Here is an 18144-nt window from a genome sequence, read left to right as displayed (position 1 = left end):
GGCACTCAAGAGCCCACCCTCCTGGCCGCTAACGGTCGCATCCCCTGCCGTCCGATGTTCGATGCCCGCGCGACCGCCCGCTCTCGTCCTCGCCTGCCTGCTGGCTTCCTGCGCCACGGCGCCCGCTGCCGCTCGGCCGGGCACCGGCACCGGCGCCCTGCGCATCGGCGTACGGATAATGGCCGATTGCCACGCTGCCGGAGCGCGCGACGCCGCCTGTCAACCGGCCCGGCAGCGCAGCGATGGCGACCATCCCGTGCCTGCACACGTCGCGGCGCTGAGCCCGCCAATCGGCGGTGCCACTGGAGCACCGTCGGCCACCATCACCGTGACCTACTGATGCGCCGGCTGCTGGCTGCCCTGTTGGCAGGCATGTGCACCTTCCCCGCACACGCGCTGGATATCCGGCCGGTCAGTGTCTCCGTTCCGGCCGGCCCGGCGCATGCAGCGCTGTGGCTGGACAATCCCGAGCCGACCGCGTGGACGGGACAGGCCCGCCTGTATCGCTGGACCCAGCAGGGCGACGAAGAGCACCTGCTGCCAGCCACCGAGGTAGCGGTCAGTCCGGCGCACCTGGCTATCCCAGCTGGCCGGCGCCAGCGCCTGCGGGTCGTCCGGCTGGGCGCGGCACCGCACGATGCCCAGCAGGGCTACCGACTGATCCTCACCCCCGCGCCCGGCGCGGCCCCAGCACAGCCCCGCTACTCACTGCCGGTCTTCCTGGAGGCGGCCACCGGCACGCCCCCGACCTCCCGCCTGCGCGTCATTGCTGAAGGCAGCCCGGCCCTTCCCCGGCTGCGCCTCTATAATGACGGTGACGCCCACGCGCACCTGGCTGACCTGGTGTTCGTGGATGAGCAGGGGCGGCGCCAGCCCTTGATCGATGGGCTGGCGGGCTACGTCCTTCCCCACAGCCACCGCAGCTGGGCCCTGCCGTCCCGCCCGGATGGTTATGCCGGCGGCCGTTTCAGGGCCCGCCTGGACCACGCAGCAGAGGCTGCCCTGCCCGCCGCCGCGCCCGAGATTGCAGCCCCGGCCCAGGCCGGGCTATAATCGACCGGATCTCCTGCCTCATCGAAGCAGGGAACACGTCAACACCGGACGTCACCGGTGAATCCACACCTGCCGCCCATATCCGTGCCGGGGTGCTCCGCAAGGAGTTCGGTCACGGAAGCGACAGGGAAGCCAAACCCCGGAACCACCCGCCTTGCGGCGGACCGCCCAACTATTACCCGTGGCGGCCGGTTCCCTATCAGGAGTTACTGCAATGCCCCAGGTCACCATGCGTCAGATGCTGGAAGCCGGCGTCCATTTCGGCCACCAGACCCGTTACTGGAACCCCAAGATGGGCCAGTACATCTTCGGCGCCCGCGGCAAGATCCACATCATCAACCTGGAAAAGACCGTTCCGCTCTTCAATGACGCGATGAACTTCATTTCCAGCGTTGCGCAGAAGCGCGGCACCATCCTGTTCCTGGGCACCAAGCGCAGCGCCCGCGAGTCGATCCGTGAAGAAGCCGAGCGTTGCGGCATGCCCTTCATGAACCAGCGGTGGCTGGGCGGCACCCTGACCAACTTCCGTACCGTGAAGCAGTCGGTTGCCCGCCTGAAGGAACTGGAAGCCGGTGAGACCGACGGCAGCTTCGACAAGCTGGTCAAGCACGAAGTGCTGGGCCTGCGTCGCGAGCGCGACAAGCTGGAAGCCTCGCTGGGCGGCATCAAGGACATGAACCGTCTGCCCGACGCGATCTTCGTCATCGATATCGGCCACGAAGACATCGCCATCAAGGAAGCCAAGAAGCTCGGCATCCCGGTGATCGCGGTCGTCGATACCAACTACAACCCGGAACTGGTCGATTACGCGATCCCGGGCAACGACGACGCCATCCGCGCTGTGCAGCTGTACGCCCGCGCCGCTGCCGACGCCGTGCTGGAAGGCAAGGCGGCTGCTCCGCACGCTGCCACCGTCCGTGAAGAAGAGTTCGCCGACGCTGCTGCCACCGAAGAAGCCAAGCCGGCCCGCCGCGCTCCGGCCAAGAAGGCTGCTGCTCCGGCTGCTGCCGCTCCGGCCGCTGAAGCCCCGGCTGCCGATGCTCCGGCCGCTGGCGAAGCCCAGGCCTGATCCAGGCCCACGGTGGGCGCAGCGCGCCCACCGTTCCTGTCCGCTGCCGATGGCGCGACGACAGGACACCTGTCACACGGGCCGGCCACCATGCCGGCCCAACCCCTTTCTTTCGTGAGGAAATCCCGTGGAAATCACTGCTTCCCTGGTCAAGGAACTGCGCGAGCGCACTGGCGCCGGCATGATGGAGTGCAAGAAGGCACTCGTCGAAAACGGCGGCAACATCGACGCCTCGGCCGAATGGCTGCGCAAGTCCGGCCTGGCCAAGGCCGACAAGAAGGCTGACCGCGTGGCTGCCGAAGGCATCATCGTGGCGGCCCAGGACGGCGGCAAGGCCGTGCTGGTCGAAGTCAACTCCGAAACCGACTTCGTCGCCAAGGACAGCAACTTCCTGGACTTCACCAAGGCCGTTGCTGCCACCGCGCTGAGCTCGGGCGCTGCCGACATCGACACCCTGAAGGCCGCCAAGCTGCCGTCCGGCGAGACGATCGAAGAAGCCCGCGCTGCCGTCATCGCCAAGGTCGGCGAGAAGGTCGACGTGCGTCGCATCGTGCGCCTGGAATCGACCAACAACGTCGCTGCCTACGTGCACGGCGGCCGCATCGGCGTGCTGGTCGAGCTGGCCGGTGGCAACGAAGAGCTGGCCCGTGGCCTGGCCATGCACGTGGCTGCCATGAACCCGCCGCACAACAAGGCCGCCGATGTGCCGGCCGAGTTCGTTGCCAAGGAAAAGGAAATCGAACTGGCCAAGATGTCCGACAAGGACAAGTCCAAGCCGGCCGATATCCTGGAAAAGATCATCAGCGGCAAGATCGCCAAGATCGTCAACGAAGTGACCCTGTACGGCCAGCCGTACGTGCTGGACACCAACCAGTCGGTCGAGCAGGTCCTGAAGGCCGCCGGTGCCGACGTGGTCGGCTTCCAGCGCCTGGCGGTCGGCGAAGGCATCGAGAAGGTGGTGGAAGACTACGCCGCCGAAGTGATGAAGCAGGCCGGCCTGGCCTGATCCTCACCGCTCGAATGTGGTACGAAAGAAGCCGCGGATTCCGCGGCTTCTTTTTTTTGCCCGCTGGCTTTGCTTTGTGTGCCGGATCAGCGCAATACTCCCAAACCGATCTGCCGCTTCGACGCAAGAAATCAGGGACAAAACTGTGATGCGCCTCAGGTATTCTTGCCTCAACATACTGAAAGCCCCGCCATGCCTCCCGAGCTGACAGCCGCCCTGGCGCTCTGCCGCAACCTGCCCTCCCCGCCCGGTATTGCCCTGCGCATCATCGAACTGGCGCAGGACCCGGAAACGGACATCACCACCGCCGCCGACATCATCGCCATCGACATGGCGCTGAGTGCCCGCATGCTGCGCATCGCCAATTCGCCGCTGTACGCCAGCCGTCGACGCATCGAGAACCTCGGCCAGGCGTTGACCATGCTCGGCCTCAACGCCACCGTGACGCTCGCCCTGGGCTTTACCGTGACCCAGGGACTGACCGCCGCCGGCGATGGCCAGGACCTGCGCGAGCGTGCATGGCGTCGCAGCATTCTCAGCGCACTGGCCGCCAGCCTGCTCGGCCAGGCCCGCGGCCTGCGCAAGGCCGAAGAGCTGATGCTGGCCGGCCTGCTGCAGGACATCGGCATCCTCGCTCTCGCCCAGACCCAACCGGACACGTATCTGCCCTTGCTGCGCCAGGCGGCCGACAACGACGCCCTGGTGGCGCTGGAGCGCGAACAGCTGCAGTGCACGCATGCCGATGTCGGCGCATGGATCACCGAAGAGTGGGGCCTGCCGCGCTACCTGGTGGACAGCATCGCGCGCAGTGAATCGCCGGTTGATGGCGAAGACAGCTTCCAGGCCTGCGTCGCCCTGTCCGGCGCCGTGGCCGATATCTGGCTCAGCGCCGATGCCGACGCCGCGCGCGAACACGCGCTGCAGCAGGTGCACGCCACCCTCGGGCTGGACAGTGCCCAGTTCGACCAGGTACTGACCCGGATCGGCGAGTCCCTGCCGGACATCAGCGCCCTGTTCGAGACCCCGTTGTTCTCGCCCTCGCGCGTCCAGCAGCTGATCGATCACGCCCAGGAACTGGCGACCCTGCGCAACCTGCGCGAGGTGCAGGACGCCGCCCTGGCCCGCCAGCGCGCCGATGAGTTCGAGGCGCGCGCCAACCGGCTGGCCGAACAGGCGCACCGCGACGCCCTGACCGGCGTGCTCAACCGCCGCCAGCTGGAAGCCGTACTCGAGCAGGAATTCCTGCGCGCCACCCGGCATGGCTGGCCGCTGTCGGTCGCCTTCATCGATCTGGATGACTTCAAGAAGATCAACGACGCGCACGGCCATCTGATGGGCGACCAGGTCCTGCGCATGTTCGCCAGCAAGTTGCAGGAACAGCTGCGCAACAGCGACACGGTGGCCCGCTTCGGTGGCGAGGAATTCATCGCACTGCTGCCCAACACCACCGAGCCGGTGGCGCTGGAAGTGGTGCGCCGGGTACTGGCCAACATCGTCAATACCCCGATGGCCGAAGTGCCCAGCGGCCCCCTGTTCGTGACCTTCTCGGCCGGTGTGGCGACCCAGGGCGGCTACGAGCGTTTCGCCGATGTTCAGGACCTGCTGAAGGCCGCTGACGACGTGCTGTACCGCTCCAAGAACCTGGGCCGCAACCGTGTCATCGCGCGCTCTCCGGGCACTGCGCCAGCCTGATCGCAGGCCCCGGTGGCGCCCCCGGCCCACCACGCGATCCGGGCGGCCATTCGCCGCAGCGCAGCAAATTTATGCTGCCCGATCACCCGGCTTCCAGTAGAATCCGGGCGTTTTCCACGCATCCAGAGATCGCCATGTCAAAGCTCGCCTATCGCCGCATCCTGTTGAAAGTTTCCGGGGAGGCGCTGATGGGAGACGAGGACTACGGCATCGACCCCAAGGTCATCCACCGTCTCGCCCGTGAGGTGATGGAGGCGCAGGCCGCCGGTGCCGAAGTGGCCCTGGTGATCGGCGGTGGCAACATCTTCCGCGGTGCCGGCCTGGCCGCAGGCGGCATGGACCGGGTCACCGGCGACCAGATGGGCATGCTGGCCACCGTGATCAACGCGCTGGCCATGCAGGATGCCCTGGAGAAGCTGGGCGCCAAGGCCCGCGTCATGAGCGCGATCAAGATCAACGATGTCTGCGAGGATTACATCCGTCGCCGCGCGATCCGTCATCTGGAAAAGGGCCGTCTGGTCATCTTCGCCGCCGGCGTCGGCAGCCCGTTCTTCACCACCGATTCCGGCGCCGCACTGCGTGCGATCGAGATCGGCGCGGACCTTCTGCTGAAGGCCACCAAGGTCGACGGCGTGTACGACAAGGATCCGAACAAGTACAGCGATGCGGTCCGTTTCGACAGCCTGACCTATGACGAAGTCATCCGCCGCGGCCTGGAAGTGATGGACACCGCCGCCTTCGCGCTGGCCCGAGACAGCGATCTGCCGCTGCGCGTGTTCGACATGGGCCAGCCGGGCGAACTGCTCAAGATCCTGCATGGCGACAACATCGGCACCCTGGTGCAGGGCCGCGACAACAGCTGAGCCTGAGCGCAGGCCCACGGCTGCGCCCTGAACGGCCCGGCGAAGACCCTTCTTCGCCTATAATCGCCCGATTCCCAGTGACATCCAGGATTCGGGCGATGCTCAACGAAATCAAGCAGGACGCGCAGACGCGCATGGCAAAGAGCATCGATGCTCTGAAGCACACCCTCACCTCCATCCGCACCGGCCGTGCTTCCCCGGCCCTGCTGGACCGCATCACCGTCAAGGCCTACGGGACCGACACCCCCCTGAACCAGGTCGCCTCGATCAGCGTTTCCGAAGGCCATTCGCTGGTCATCACGCTGTTCGACAAGGGCATGATCAAGGACGTCGAGAAGGCAATCTACGCCTCCGACCTCGGTCTGACCCCTAACGTGGCCGGTACCGTCATCCGCCTGAACCTGCCGCCGCCGACCGAAGAGCGCCGCAAGGAGCTGGGCAAGCAGGTGCAGAAGGAAGGCGAAGGCGCCAAGATCGCCATCCGCAACATCCGCCAGGACGCCAACAAGGCGATCGCCAGCCTGATCAAGGACAAGGCGATCAGCGAAGACGACAAGAAGCGTGGCGAAGACGACATCCAGAAGCTGACCGACAAGTCCATCAAGGACGTCGATAGTGTTGTCGCCGAGAAAGAAAAGGAACTGATGGCGGTCTGAGCCCTATGTCCCAGGCCCCGACCAGCAGTTCTGACGCGCCCATCCCGCGCCACGTTGCCATCATCATGGATGGCAACGGGCGTTGGGCGCAGAAGCGCCGTCGCCCGCGCGTGATCGGCCATCGTGCCGGCGCGCGCGCGGTCAACCGCACCATCGATTTCTGCCTCGACCACGGCATCGCCGCGCTGACCCTGTTCGCCTTCTCCAGTGAAAACTGGGGCCGGCCGAGCGATGAGGTCGACGCGCTGATGAAGCTGTTCCTCAATGCGCTCGACCGCGAAGTGGACGAGCTGCATCGCCGTGGCGTGCGCGTACGTTTCATCGGCGAGCGTGAGCGCTTCGGCGCCGGGCTGGTCAGCCGCATGCAACTGGCCGAACAACGCACCGCCGGCAACCGTGCGATGACCCTGAGCATCGCTGCCAGCTACGGCGGCCGCCAGGACATCGCCCGCGCCGCACGCGAGCTCGCCGCCGAGGTTGCGGCCGGTCGCCTGCTCCCCGAGCAGATCGACGAAGCAATGCTGAGCAGCCGGGTAGCGCTGGCCGACCTGCCGCCGCCGGACCTGTTCATCCGCACCGGCGGCGATACCCGCATCAGCAATTTCCTGCTGTGGCAGCTGGCTTACACCGAACTGTGGTTCACCGACGTACTGTGGCCCGAGTTCGATGCCACCGTCCTGCAGGAGGCGATCGATGCCTATGCTTCGCGTGAACGCCGTTTCGGCCTGACCAGCGCCCAGATCGCCGCCTTGGCCACCGAGACCTCTTCCCCATGACCAAGACCCGAGTCATCGCCGCGCTGATCATGGCGCCGGTCGCCATCCTCGCCATCCTCATGCTGCCGACCCAGTGGCTGGCCGCCGCCGCCGCCGCCGTGTTCCTGATCGGGCTGTGGGAATGGCTGAAGCTGGCCGACGTCGAAGACACCCTCGCCCGCACCGTCCTGCTGGTGCTGAACCTGGTGCTGATGGTGCTGATCGTGTGGGCCGATGCAGGCTCGCTGGTGCTGTACCAGATCGCCGCACTGGTCGGCATCGGGTGGTGGCTGCTGGCGCTGCTGTGGCTGCGCTTCTTCAACTTCGGCGCCAGCCCGAGCAGCCCGGCGCGTGCGCTCAAGCTGCTGGCCGGCACGCTGGCGATCGTTCCGGCCTGGGCCTCGCTGGTGCTCATCCATGCCAGCGGTGACAACGGCCACCTGTGGCTGCTGACCGCGCTGGCCGTGGTCTGGGCCGCCGATTCGGGCGCCTACTTTGCCGGCCGCACCTTCGGCCGCACCAAGCTGGCCCCGCGCATCAGCCCCAACAAGACCTGGGAAGGCCTGGGTGGCGGCATGGTCGCCGGCCTGATCGTGGCGCTGGGCTTCGGCTGGCTGGCCGGCATCGACAGCGGTCACCTGGTCGGCCTGGTCATCACCGCCGTGGTCACCGTGTTCGCCTCGGTGCTGGGCGATCTGTACGAGAGCCTGATCAAGCGCCACGCCGGTGCCAAGGATTCGGGCCATATCATTCCGGGCCATGGCGGCGTGCTCGATCGTATCGACGGCGTGCTCGCCGCCCTGCCGGTGTTCGCACTCGGCAAGGAAATTTTCGGGTTCTAACCATGTCCAGCGCTTCCGCCCCCCGCCAGGTCGCCGTGTTCGGCGCCACCGGTTCCATCGGCGCATCCGCGCTGGATGTGATCGCGCGTCATCCGGACCGCTACCAGGTCACCGTGCTCGCGGCTGGCCGGCAGGTGGACGCGCTGGTCGCGCTGTGCGCCACGCACCGCCCGGCCCATGCGGTGATCGCCGACGCGTCGTTGTACGCCGCTCTGCGCGACGGCCTGCGCGGCGCCGGCCTGGCCACCCAGGCCCACGCCGGCGCCGCGGCGCTGGATCAGCTGGCCGCCAGCGACGCGTGCGACACGCTCGTCGCGGCCATCGTCGGCGCCGCCGGACTGTCCTCGACCCTGGCCGCCGCCGCCGCCGGCAAGCGCATCCTGCTGGCCAACAAGGAATCGCTGGTGCTCGCCGGCGAACTGCTGATGCGCCAGGCCGCTGCCGCCGGTGCCGAGATCATCCCGATCGACAGCGAGCACAGCGCGATCTTCCAGTGCCTGCGCTCGCGCGATGCCAGCCTGGACGGGGCCGGTGTACGCCGGATCATCCTGACCGCCTCGGGCGGTCCCTTCCGTGGCCGCAGCCGTGCGCAGCTCGCCCAGGTCACCCCGGCCCAGGCCGTTGCCCACCCGAAGTGGTCCATGGGCCCGAAGATCTCGGTCGATTCGGCGACGTTGATGAACAAAGGCCTGGAAGTGATCGAGGCCCACCACCTGTTCAACGTGCCCGGCGAGCGCATCGACGTGCTGGTTCATCCCCAGAGCCTGGTGCATTCCCTGGTCGAGTTCGTCGACGGCTCGACCCTGGCCCAGATGGGCCTGCCGGACATGCGCACCACGCTGGCCGTCGGCCTGGGCTGGCCGCAGCGGATCGAATCGGGGGTCGGCGGGCTGGATCTGCTCACCCAGGGCCGGCTGGATTTCGAAGCGCCGGATACCGACGCCTTCCCCTGCCTGAAGCTTGCCTGGCAGGCCATGGCCGCCGGCGGCACCGCCCCGGCGATCCTCAATGCGGCCAATGAAGTCGCTGTTTCAGCGTTTCTTCAGGGGCGGGCAGCTTTCCTTGCCATTCCAACGCTGGTCGCTAACGCTCTGTCAACACTGTCGACCGAGTCCGCCGATACACTGGAGGGCCTGCTGACCGCCGATCAGCGCGCCCGCCAGATCACCCAAGCCGCTATCGACCACGCCTGAATGCCCGACACGTCCCTTAACAGCGCTGATCACCATGGGTGATTTCATCGGATCCGTCTGGTGGATGATCGTCAGCCTTGGCGTGCTGGTGACCTTCCACGAATTCGGTCATTACTGGGTCGCCCGCCGTTGCGGGGTCAAGGTGCTGCGCTTCTCTGTCGGGTTCGGCAAGCCGCTGTGGTCGCGCCGCAACCGCGCCGGCACCGAATTCGCGATCGCCGCCATCCCGCTCGGCGGCTACGTGAAGATGCTGGATGAGCGCGAGGTGGAGGTGCACCCGGCCGAGCGCGGCCAGGCCTTCAACCACAAGACCGTCTGGCAGCGTATCGCCGTGGTCGCCGCCGGTCCGGCCGCCAACCTGATCCTGTGCATCGCCCTGCTGTGGGCGATGTTCGTGATCGGCAAACAGGATTATTCGGCCACCATCGGACGCACCACCGGCATGGCCCAGACGTCCGGGCTGCAGGCCGGCGACCGCGTGGTGAAGGTCGACGGCCGCAGCGTGGCCACCGCCGGTGAGGCCAGCATGGCGCTGACCACGGCGGCCATGGACCGCCAGGATGCGAAGGTCGAGGTGCTGGATGGCCTGGATCAACCCCGCACCCGGACCGTGCCGCTGTCGCAGCTGCCCGCCGGCTTCGATGAACGCCGCGTGCCGCAGCTGGCCGGCCTGAGCTGGCAGTTCTGGCTGCAGCCGGCCCTGGTGGACAAAGTGCTGCCCGATGGCGCCGCCCAAGGCGTGCTTGTTCCGGGTGACCTGATCGTAGCCGTGGACGGCCAGCGCATCGAAGGCGCCGACCAGGTACCGGCCCAGGTCGCCGCATTGGGCCAGCGTGGCGGCCCCGGGATGATCGACGTCCTGCGCGGCGGCGAACGGCTGGCGCTGGAAATCACCCCCCGCCAGGGCGTGGATGGCCACGGCCAGGCCACCTGGCAGATCGGCATCGGCTTCCCCGAGACCCATGCCCCCGCGTATGACGCCGAACTCAAGTTCGGGCCGTTTGCGGCAGTCCCGGTCGCCCTGCGTGAAACCGCCCGCATGGCCGGCGATTCGCTGGGCATGATGCGACGCATTGTCACCGGCAATGCCTCGCTGCAGAACATTTCCGGGCCGGTCACGATCGCCCGGGTCGCCAATGTCTCGGCCAAGCGCGGCCTGGACTGGTTCCTGTATTTCCTGGCTTTGCTGTCCCTGAGCCTGTGCATCATCAACCTGTTGCCCATCCCCATCTTGGACGGCGGGCACCTGCTGTATTACCTTATCGAGTTGGTCAAGGGCAGCCCGCTGAGCGAGCGTGCCATGGCCGCCGGACAGTATGTCGGCCTGGCCCTGCTGGCCGGACTGATGGGATTGGCGTTCTACAACGACATCCTTGGTCTGGTCCCGCGATGAACTTTTATCCTTTTGTCGTCGTCTTATGCGCCGGCATCCCGCAATGTTGAAATCGACTCCAACCGGACGTGACATGACGCGACTCCCCAATCGCCGCCTGCTGGCCCTCGCACTCGTTGCCGGTTTCGGCGCGCCCGCCCTGGCGCAGGCAGCCGAGCCCTTCACCGTCAGCGACATCCGCGTGGATGGTCTGCAGCGCATCACCTCCGGTACCGTGTTCACCTACCTGCCGGTGGAACGTGGCGACACCATCACCGACAACAAGGTCGGTGAAACCATCCGTGCGCTGTACAAGACCGGCTTCTTCGAAGACGTCCAGCTCGACCGCCAGGGCGACATCCTCGTGGTCACGGTCAAGGAACGCCCGGCGATCAACAAGTTGACCGTCACCGGCAACAAGGACATCAAGAGCGACCAGCTCCTCAAGGGCCTGAGCGACATCGGCCTGACCGAGGGCGGCACCTTCGATCGCCTGAGCCTGGACCGCGTGACGCAGGAACTGCGCCGCCAGTACAACGACCGTGGCAAATACAACGTGGACATCACCCCGACGGTGAGCCCGCTGGACCGCAACCGCGTGGACATCGCCATTGCGATCAAGGAAGGCAAGGCCGCCAAGATCCAGCACGTCAACCTGGTCGGCACCGAGAAGTTCGCCTCCGAAGACATCCTGGAAACCTGGGAATCGAAGGAGCACAACTGGGCGTCGTGGTACCGCCGCGATGACCAGTACTCCAAGGAAAAGCTGTCCGGCGATCTGGAAAAGCTGAACTCCTGGTACCTGGACCGCGGCTACGTGGATTTCAGCATCGATTCCACCCAGGTCTCGATCAGCCCCGACAAGCGCGACATGTTCATCACCGCCGGCGTGACCGAGGGTGAGCAGTACAAGATCTCCGAGATCAAGGTCACCGGCGACACCATCCTCCCGCAGGAAGATGTCGAGCGCATGGTGATCCAGAAGTCCGGCGATACGTTCTCGCGTGCGCTGCTGGAATTCAGCTCGGACCAGATCACCAATTCGCTGTCCAACATCGGTTACGCCTTCGCCAAGGTGAACCCGATTCCGACCAGCAACCGTGCCGACCGCACGGTGGCCATCAACATGCAGGTCGTTCCCGGCCCGCGCGTGTCGGTGCGCCGCATCACCTTCAAGGGCAACACCCGCACCTCCGACGAAGTGCTGCGTCGTGAAATGCGCCAGTTCGAGAACAGCTGGTACTCGCAGGCCGCGATCGACCGTTCCAAGATCCGTCTGCAGCGCCTGGGCTACTTCGAATCGGTCGACGTGGAAACGCCGCCGGTCACCGGCAGCAACGATCTGGTCGACGTGGTCTACAACGTCAAGGAAACCACCTCGGGCAGCTTCGTGTTCGGCCTGGGCTATTCGCAGTCCTACGGCATGACCACCTCGGTGCAGCTGTCGCAGAACAACTTCCTGGGCGGCGGCAACCGCGTGTCGGTCGAAGCCTCGCGCAGCAGCTACCTGCAGCGTTACGGCTTCAGCTACACCAACCCGTACTTCACCGATGACGGCGTCTCGCTGGGCTACAACCTGTCCTGGCGCGAACTGGATTACTCCGACTTCAACACCGCGCAGTACAACAGCACCAACGGTGCCGCGCAGGTGGTCTTCGGCGTGCCGATCACCGAGAACGACACCGTCTCGCTGATGGTGGGCATCGACAGCAACCAGATCACCACTTACCAGGGCTCGACCCCGCAGGCGATCATCGATTACATCGATGCCATCGGCCAGCGCACGTTCCACTCCTGGCGCAGTGAGCTGGGCTGGGCGCGTGATACCCGTAACGATTACTTCATGCCGACCCGCGGTACCTACCAGCGCGTCGGTCTGGAGACCACGCTGCCGGGTTCGACCGTCGAGTACTACAAGCTGAACTACCAGTTCTCCAAGTACTGGCCGATCATCCCGCAGCTGGTCATCAACACCCGCGCCGAAGTCGGCTACGGCGACAGCTACGGCAATGACACCTCCCGTGTGATCACCAACCCGGATGGAAGCACCCGCGTCGTGACCGCCTCGGGCCTGCCGTTCTACGAGAACTTCTACGCCGGTGGTACCAACTCGGTGCGTGGTTTCGAAGACAACACCCTGGGCCCGCGCTCGGAACCGACCTTGAGCTACAACCGCGGCCAGCCGCTGGGTGGCTCGCTCAAGACCGTCGGTTCGGTCGAAGCCTACTTCCCGCGCCTGTTCGACAGCCCGTCGGCCCGCATCTCGGCCTTCGTGGACTTCGGCAACGTCTATACCGGCGTGGACAACTTCAAGGCCAACGAACTGCGCGTGTCCACCGGTGTGGCCCTGCTGTGGCGCGCCCCGGTCGGCCCGATCTCGATCAGCTACGCCTTCCCGCTCAAGAAGGAAGATGGCGACGAGGTGGAGCGTCTGCAATTCACCTTTGGCGGTCAGTTCTGACCGCCTAAGGTGAATTGCCCAAGGTTTGCGCAGCAAACCTTGGGGCCCAACGATTCCTCCTATCCCCCGCGCCGTCGGCGCGGCCCCCTTAACAGAAGGGGGCCTCTCCACCAGACGCGGTACGCATTCGCCGGGCTTTGCCCGGCGTTTTCGTTTTGGGACCCGGAGCGATCATGCGTCCGTTCCGATTTGGGTTCGAACCAATCATTGGTCGATGCCGCTTTGGGTTGGGACTTATCGTTCGATGCCGCTTTGGGTAGGTGCCGACCGTTGGTCGGTACGAACCTCCGGGATCATCGAGAGCCGGCCAGCGGCCGGCACTAACCTGCCGCGCTCGCGCTGAACCGTCGGGGGTCGTGGCGGGCAGCCCTGGCCAGGACCGTTGGGCCGCATGGATGCGGCCCACGAGCCCCCAAGGATGGGTTTACGGCGCGTCCTGGCCAGGGCTGCCCGTCACGACCCCGCGCGATGGCAACCAAGGCGCCGGAGCCACAGCAAACCGACACACCCACCCCAAAACCCCCGCCCCGCATGACCGTTTCGGCAGCACACGGTAAACTCCCCCGGTGAACACTCCTACCTATACCGCCCAGCAACTCGCCGAGCAGTTTGGCCTGCAGGTCCATGGTGATGGCAGCACCGCCATCCATGGCGTGGCTACGCTCGCCCATGCCGGCCCTGGCCAGCTCACCTTCCTGGCCAATCCGCGCTACCGCGTGCAGCTGGCCGACAGCCAAGCGGCCATCGTCGTGCTGCGCGCCGAGGATGCCGAGGCCGCGCCCGGCGCCGCCCTGGTCGCCAAGGACCCGTATACCACGTTCGCCAAGATCGCCGCCCTGTTCGACATCGCACCGCCGCGCGCCCCGGGGATCCACCCCAGCGCCTGCATCGATCCGGACGCCCAGGTCGCTGCCAGTGCCCACATCGGCCCGTTCGTCACCATCGGCGCCCGTAGCGTTGTCGGTGAGAACTGCATCGTCGGCCCCGGCAGCATCATCGGCGAAGACTGCACCCTGGAGACCGGCTGCGAACTGATCGCCCGCGTCACCCTGGTCACCCGCGTCAAGCTCGGCAAGCGCGTGCGCATCCATCCCGGCGCCGTGCTCGGTGCCGATGGCTTCGGCCTGGCCATGGACGCCGGCCACTGGATCAAGGTGCCCCAGCTCGGCGGCGTGCGCATCGGCGACGACTGCGAAATCGGCGCCAATACCTGCGTTGATCGCGGCGCGCTGGAAGACACCGTGCTCGAAAACGACGTGCGCCTGGACAACCTCGTGCAGGTCGCCCACAACGTCCAGATCGGCGCCCACTCGGCCATCGCCGGCTGCACCGGCATCGCCGGCAGCGCCAAGATCGGCCGCTACTGCCTGCTGGGCGGCGCCGTCGGCGTCGTCGGTCACCTCGAAATCTGCGACAAGGTCGTCATCACCGGCAAATCGGTGGTGCGCAACTCCATTCATGAGCCGGGCGAGTATTCCTCCGGCACCCCACTGACCGACAACCGCACGTGGCGTAAAAATGCCGCGCGCTTCAAGCAGCTCGATGCGCTCGCCCGGCGCATCCTGTCTGTGAGCAAGGAGAAGGAATGAGCAACAACCAGAATCTGCCGGACATCAACCAGATCCAGCAGTTGATCCCGCACCGCTATCCGTTCCTGCTGGTGGACAAGGTGATCTCGCTCGATTTCGAGAACCGGAAGATCGTCGCCACCAAGAACGTCAGCATCAACGAGCCGTTCTTCCAGGGCCACTTCCCGGGCCAGCCGATCATGCCCGGCGTGCTGATCATCGAAGCCATGGCCCAGGCCGGTGGCGTACTGACCCAGCTCACCCTGGGCCGCGATGCGCAGTCCAAGCTGTTCTACATGGTCAAGGTCGACAAGGCGCGCTTCAGCAAGCAGGTCGTGCCCGGCGACGTGCTGGAAATGCACGTGGAGATCAAGCGCGTGATCCGCAACATGGCGGTGTACGACTGCGTGGCGAAGGTCGATGGCGAAATCGTCGCCTGCGCCGAAGTGCTGTGCGCCGGCACCCGCGAATGATCCAGGCAGGAGATCTGCAATGAGTGACAACGCCCCTCTCATCCACCCCACCGCGGTCATCGACCCGTCGGCGTCGCTGGCTGCGGATGTGCGCGTGGGTGCGTTCTGCCTGATCGGCGCGGACGTGGAAATCGGTGCCGGCACCGAGATCGGTCCGCACTGCTCGATCCACGGCCCGACCCGGATCGGCCGCAACAACCGTTTCATCGGCCATGCCGCGATCGGTGGCGAGCCGCAGGACAAAAAGTACAAGGCCGAACGCACGGAACTGGTGATCGGCGATGACAACGTCATCCGCGAATTCGTCACCATCAACCGCGGCACCGCCGGTGGCGGCGGCATCACCACGGTCGGCAACGACAACTGGATGCTGGCCTACACCCACGTGGCACATGACTGCCACGTCGGCAGCCACTGCGTGTTCTCCAACAACACCACGCTGGCCGGCCACGTCACCGTGGGCGACTACGTGATCATCAGCGGCTTCGCCGGTGCCCACCAGTTCTGCCGCATCGGGGCCCACGCCTTCCTCGGCATGGGCGCGTTGACCAATGGCGACGTTCCGCCGTTCACCATGGTCGGCAGCGACAGTCTGGGCCGCCCGCGCGGCATCAACAGCGAAGGCCTCAAACGCCGTGGCTTCGATGCCGAACGCATCGCCAGCATCAAGCGCGCTTACCGCACCCTGTACGTGGCCGGCCTGCCGCTGGCCGAAGCCAAGGTGCAGCTGGCCGAACAGGCCAGCCACAGCGCCGACGTGAAGGACCTGCTGGACTTCATCGAAAGCGCCGAGAGGCCCTTGCTGCGATGACGGGTCCAGGCGGGCAGACCCCGGGCATCACGACCGCCGAGATCATCCCGCTCGCTGCGATGGCGACCAGCGTCGAACAGACGCTGGCGCTGCGCACCTCCGAGCGCCCGGTGCGCATCGCCCTGGTCGCCGGCGAAGCCTCCGGCGATCTGCTCGGTGCCGGCCTGGTCCGCGAACTGCGCCTGCGCTTCCCGAACGCCGAATTCGCCGGCATCGGCGGCGATGCCATGCGCAGCGCCGGCTGCCAGACGTGGTTCGATGCCAGCGAACTGGCGGTGATGGGCCTGACCGAAATCCTGCGCCACCTGCCGCGCCTGCTCAAACTGCGCCGCGAGTTCCGCGCGCGTGCGCTGGAGTGGCAGCCGGACGTGTTCATCGGCATCGACGCGCCCGACTTCAACCTCGGCGTCGAGCGCTGGCTGAAAGAACGTGGCGTCCGCACCGTCCATTACGTCAGCCCCTCGGTCTGGGCCTGGCGCGAAAAACGTGCCGAGAAGATCGGGGCCAGCGCCGACCTGGTGCTGTGCCTGTTCCCGATGGAACCACCGATCTATGCCAAGCACGGCATCGACGCCCGCTTCGTCGGCCACCCGATGGCCGACGACATCCCTCTGCACAACGACCGCGAACAGGCGCGTGCCGAGCTCGGCCTGCCCTCCAACGCGAAGGTGCTGGCGGTACTGCCCGGCAGCCGCCTGGGGGAAATCAGCAAGCTCGGCGAACCGTTCTTCGAAGCGGCCTGGCAGGTCTCCGAACGCATTCCCGGCCTGCACGTGGTGGTCCCGGCCGCCAACGCCGCCTGCCGCCAGTTGATCAGCGAGCAACTCTCCGCCTCGGCGCTGCCGGTCGCGCATTCGCACCTGCTCGACGGCAACGCCCGTACCGCGATGATCGCCGCCGACGTGGTTGTGCTCGCCTCCGGCACCGCGACGCTGGAGACGATGCTGGTCAAACGCCCGATGGTGGTCGGCTACCGCGTGGCCGAACTCACCTACCGCATCGTCAAAGCGCTGGGCCTGCTCAAGGTCGACCGCTTCGCCCTGCCCAACATCCTCGCCGGCAAGGACCTCGCTCCGGAGCTGATGCAGCACGACTGCATCCCGGACAAACTGGCCGCCGCCATCCTGCAGTGGTTCGACCACCCCCAGCGCGTGATCGACCTGCAGGACACGTACGAGCACCTGCATCTGCAACTGCGTCGCGACGCCTCGGCGCGCGCCGCCGACGCCGTCACCGAGCTGCTCGAACGCGGCCCCAACCGCGACCGCACCGCATGAGCCGCCGCCACGCCGCCGCCGCTTCACTGGCCCTGTTCGACGGCGCCGCCCTGGCCACCGTCGCCCCGCGCTACGTGGCCGGCGTGGATGAAGCCGGACGCGGCCCGCTGGCCGGGCCCGTCGCGGTCGCCGCCGTGGTGTTCTGCCCCGACCGACCGCGCCTCAACGGCCTGGACGACTCCAAGCAGCTCACCGCGGCACGCCGTGACCAGCTCTACGACAAGATCCTCGACCGCGCCCTGGCCTGGCACGTGGTGATGGTGGACGTCGGCGAAATCGACGCCCTCAACATCTACCAGGCCACGATGCTCGGCATGCGCCGCGCCGTCGAAGGCGTCGCCCACGTCGCCCAGTTCGCCCGCATCGACGGCAACGTCGTCCCCAAAGGCCTGCCCTGCCCGGCCCAGGCCCTGATCGGCGGCGACACCCTCGACCGCGCCATCATGGCCGCCTCGATCCTTGCCAAAGTCAGCCGCGACCGCTTCATGCAGACCCTGCACGACGCCCACCCCGAATACGGCTTCGACCAGCACAAAGGCTACGGCACCCCCGCCCACCTCGCCGCCCTGCGCAACCACGGCCCCTGCCCCCAGCACCGCCGCAGCTTCGCCCCCGTCCGCGCATGCCTGGAACCCGACCGCAGCAGCCTCCCCGCCTGAGCGCGGCAACGGCTGGGCGCCGCCCGGCACGGCATGACACCCCTCAGCACACGGCGATTGTCAGCTCGTCCGCATCAACGATGTCGAAAGCTTGGCGGTTGCTCGCTCCCGTGTATCAGATGTCTCTCGAAGGATGACGGTTGCCTGCCTCTGCGCACCAGCACCCTCTCGAAGGATCGGCTGTTGCTCACCCCAACGAACCGGCCATCTGTCGAAGGAGCGCTGTCGCCTGCCCCAACGCACCGGCTATCTGTCGAAGGAGCGCTGTCGCCTGCCCCAACGCACCGGCCATCTGTCGAAGGGGTGGCGGGGGTAGAGGCGCGGGACCGTCAGGCAGCATGGATGCTGCCTACGAGCTTACAGGGACGTATTCACAGCGCGTCCCGCGACTCTG

Annotated in this window: 15 protein-coding genes and 1 pseudogene; all 16 read left to right on the top strand. The window is 66.6% G+C overall.

What is annotated here, in order from left to right:
* The first annotated feature begins 372 nt into the window (after nt 1-372).
* Nucleotides 373-1053 (top strand): fimbrial biogenesis chaperone, encoded by a 681-nt coding sequence (locus ACWV8V_RS02435; protein ID WP_455898857.1) that lies wholly within the window; start codon nt 373-375, stop codon nt 1051-1053.
* A 214-nt stretch (nt 1054-1267) separates the two neighbouring features.
* Nucleotides 1268-2122, top strand: a complete 855-nt coding sequence (gene rpsB / locus ACWV8V_RS02430; protein ID WP_346467597.1) for a 30S ribosomal protein S2 — start codon at nt 1268-1270, stop codon at nt 2120-2122.
* 127 nt (nt 2123-2249) lie between these two features.
* A complete protein-coding gene (gene tsf / locus ACWV8V_RS02425; RefSeq protein ID WP_088433310.1) occupies nt 2250-3128 on the top strand; it encodes a translation elongation factor Ts in 879 nt (292 codons plus the stop codon).
* A 192-nt stretch (nt 3129-3320) separates the two neighbouring features.
* Nucleotides 3321-4820: an HDOD domain-containing protein gene (locus ACWV8V_RS02420; protein WP_455898856.1), complete on the top strand. Its 1500-nt coding sequence runs from the start codon at nt 3321-3323 to the stop codon at nt 4818-4820.
* Between the two features lie 134 nt (nt 4821-4954).
* Nucleotides 4955-5683: a UMP kinase gene (pyrH, locus tag ACWV8V_RS02415; protein WP_123728765.1), complete on the top strand. Its 729-nt coding sequence runs from the start codon at nt 4955-4957 to the stop codon at nt 5681-5683.
* 98 nt (nt 5684-5781) lie between these two features.
* Complete coding sequence (frr, locus tag ACWV8V_RS02410; RefSeq protein ID WP_123728764.1) at nt 5782-6339, top strand: ribosome recycling factor; 558 nt, start codon at nt 5782-5784, stop codon at nt 6337-6339.
* A 5-nt stretch (nt 6340-6344) separates the two neighbouring features.
* Nucleotides 6345-7115 carry a polyprenyl diphosphate synthase gene (gene uppS / locus ACWV8V_RS02405; RefSeq protein WP_455898855.1) on the top strand — a complete coding sequence of 257 codons (771 nt, stop codon included), beginning with the start codon at nt 6345-6347 and terminating at the stop codon, nt 7113-7115.
* Nucleotides 7112-7936, top strand: coding sequence for a phosphatidate cytidylyltransferase (locus ACWV8V_RS02400; RefSeq protein ID WP_123728763.1), 825 nt, complete (start codon nt 7112-7114; stop codon nt 7934-7936). The genes uppS and ACWV8V_RS02400 overlap by 4 nt, the downstream gene beginning before the upstream one ends.
* A gap of 2 nt (nt 7937-7938) precedes the next feature.
* On the top strand, nt 7939-9129 hold the full coding sequence (locus ACWV8V_RS02395; RefSeq protein WP_455898854.1) for a 1-deoxy-D-xylulose-5-phosphate reductoisomerase: 1191 nt from the start codon (nt 7939-7941) through the stop codon (nt 9127-9129).
* A 34-nt stretch (nt 9130-9163) separates the two neighbouring features.
* Nucleotides 9164-10522: an RIP metalloprotease RseP gene (gene rseP, locus ACWV8V_RS02390; protein ID WP_455898853.1), complete on the top strand. Its 1359-nt coding sequence runs from the start codon at nt 9164-9166 to the stop codon at nt 10520-10522.
* Between the two features lie 73 nt (nt 10523-10595).
* Nucleotides 10596-12962 (top strand): outer membrane protein assembly factor BamA, encoded by a 2367-nt coding sequence (gene bamA, locus ACWV8V_RS02385; RefSeq protein WP_455898852.1) that lies wholly within the window; start codon nt 10596-10598, stop codon nt 12960-12962.
* Between the two features lie 566 nt (nt 12963-13528).
* Entirely contained in the window at nt 13529-14551 is a 1023-nt protein-coding gene (gene lpxD / locus ACWV8V_RS02380) for a UDP-3-O-(3-hydroxymyristoyl)glucosamine N-acyltransferase (protein ID WP_455898851.1), read from the top strand.
* Nucleotides 14548-15003 (top strand): 3-hydroxyacyl-ACP dehydratase FabZ, encoded by a 456-nt coding sequence (gene fabZ / locus ACWV8V_RS02375; protein ID WP_019184406.1) that lies wholly within the window; start codon nt 14548-14550, stop codon nt 15001-15003. Before lpxD ends, fabZ begins: the two co-directional genes overlap by 4 nt.
* Nucleotides 15004-15022: 19 nt before the next feature.
* Complete coding sequence (gene lpxA / locus ACWV8V_RS02370; protein WP_259260138.1) at nt 15023-15814, top strand: acyl-ACP--UDP-N-acetylglucosamine O-acyltransferase; 792 nt, start codon at nt 15023-15025, stop codon at nt 15812-15814.
* Nucleotides 15815-15918: 104 nt separating this feature from the next.
* A pseudogene (gene lpxB, locus ACWV8V_RS02365) lies at nt 15919-17091 on the top strand (lipid-A-disaccharide synthase); the annotation flags it as partial.
* Nucleotides 17088-17750 (top strand): ribonuclease HII, encoded by a 663-nt coding sequence (locus tag ACWV8V_RS02360; protein WP_455898850.1) that lies wholly within the window; start codon nt 17088-17090, stop codon nt 17748-17750. The pseudogene lpxB and the gene ACWV8V_RS02360, both read left to right, overlap by 4 nt.
* Nucleotides 17751-18144: the final 394 nt, after the last annotated feature.

The organism is Stenotrophomonas sp. Ker107b (assembly GCF_053847245.1).
The sequence above is the reverse complement of the archived record's forward strand: the minus strand, read 5'-3'. Positions and strand labels throughout refer to the sequence as shown.

Bases quoted from the DNA above. Each gene is read 5' to 3' on its own strand.
- fabZ (WP_019184406.1), top strand. From the start codon at position 14,548: ATGAGCAACAACCAGAATCTGCCGGACATCAACCAGATCCAGCAGTTG.
- ACWV8V_RS02435 (WP_455898857.1), top strand. From the start codon at position 373: ATGTGCACCTTCCCCGCACACGCGCTGGATATCCGGCCGGTCAGTGTC.
- pyrH (WP_123728765.1), top strand. From the start codon at position 4,955: ATGTCAAAGCTCGCCTATCGCCGCATCCTGTTGAAAGTTTCCGGGGAG.
- ACWV8V_RS02420 (WP_455898856.1), top strand. From the start codon at position 3,321: ATGCCTCCCGAGCTGACAGCCGCCCTGGCGCTCTGCCGCAACCTGCCC.
- lpxA (WP_259260138.1), top strand. From the start codon at position 15,023: ATGAGTGACAACGCCCCTCTCATCCACCCCACCGCGGTCATCGACCCG.
- frr (WP_123728764.1), top strand. From the start codon at position 5,782: ATGCTCAACGAAATCAAGCAGGACGCGCAGACGCGCATGGCAAAGAGC.
- ACWV8V_RS02395 (WP_455898854.1), top strand. From the start codon at position 7,939: ATGTCCAGCGCTTCCGCCCCCCGCCAGGTCGCCGTGTTCGGCGCCACC.
- uppS (WP_455898855.1), top strand. From the start codon at position 6,345: ATGTCCCAGGCCCCGACCAGCAGTTCTGACGCGCCCATCCCGCGCCAC.
- rseP (WP_455898853.1), top strand. From the start codon at position 9,164: ATGGGTGATTTCATCGGATCCGTCTGGTGGATGATCGTCAGCCTTGGC.
- ACWV8V_RS02360 (WP_455898850.1), top strand. From the start codon at position 17,088: ATGAGCCGCCGCCACGCCGCCGCCGCTTCACTGGCCCTGTTCGACGGC.
- ACWV8V_RS02400 (WP_123728763.1), top strand. From the start codon at position 7,112: ATGACCAAGACCCGAGTCATCGCCGCGCTGATCATGGCGCCGGTCGCC.
- bamA (WP_455898852.1), top strand. From the start codon at position 10,596: ATGACGCGACTCCCCAATCGCCGCCTGCTGGCCCTCGCACTCGTTGCC.
- rpsB (WP_346467597.1), top strand. From the start codon at position 1,268: ATGCCCCAGGTCACCATGCGTCAGATGCTGGAAGCCGGCGTCCATTTC.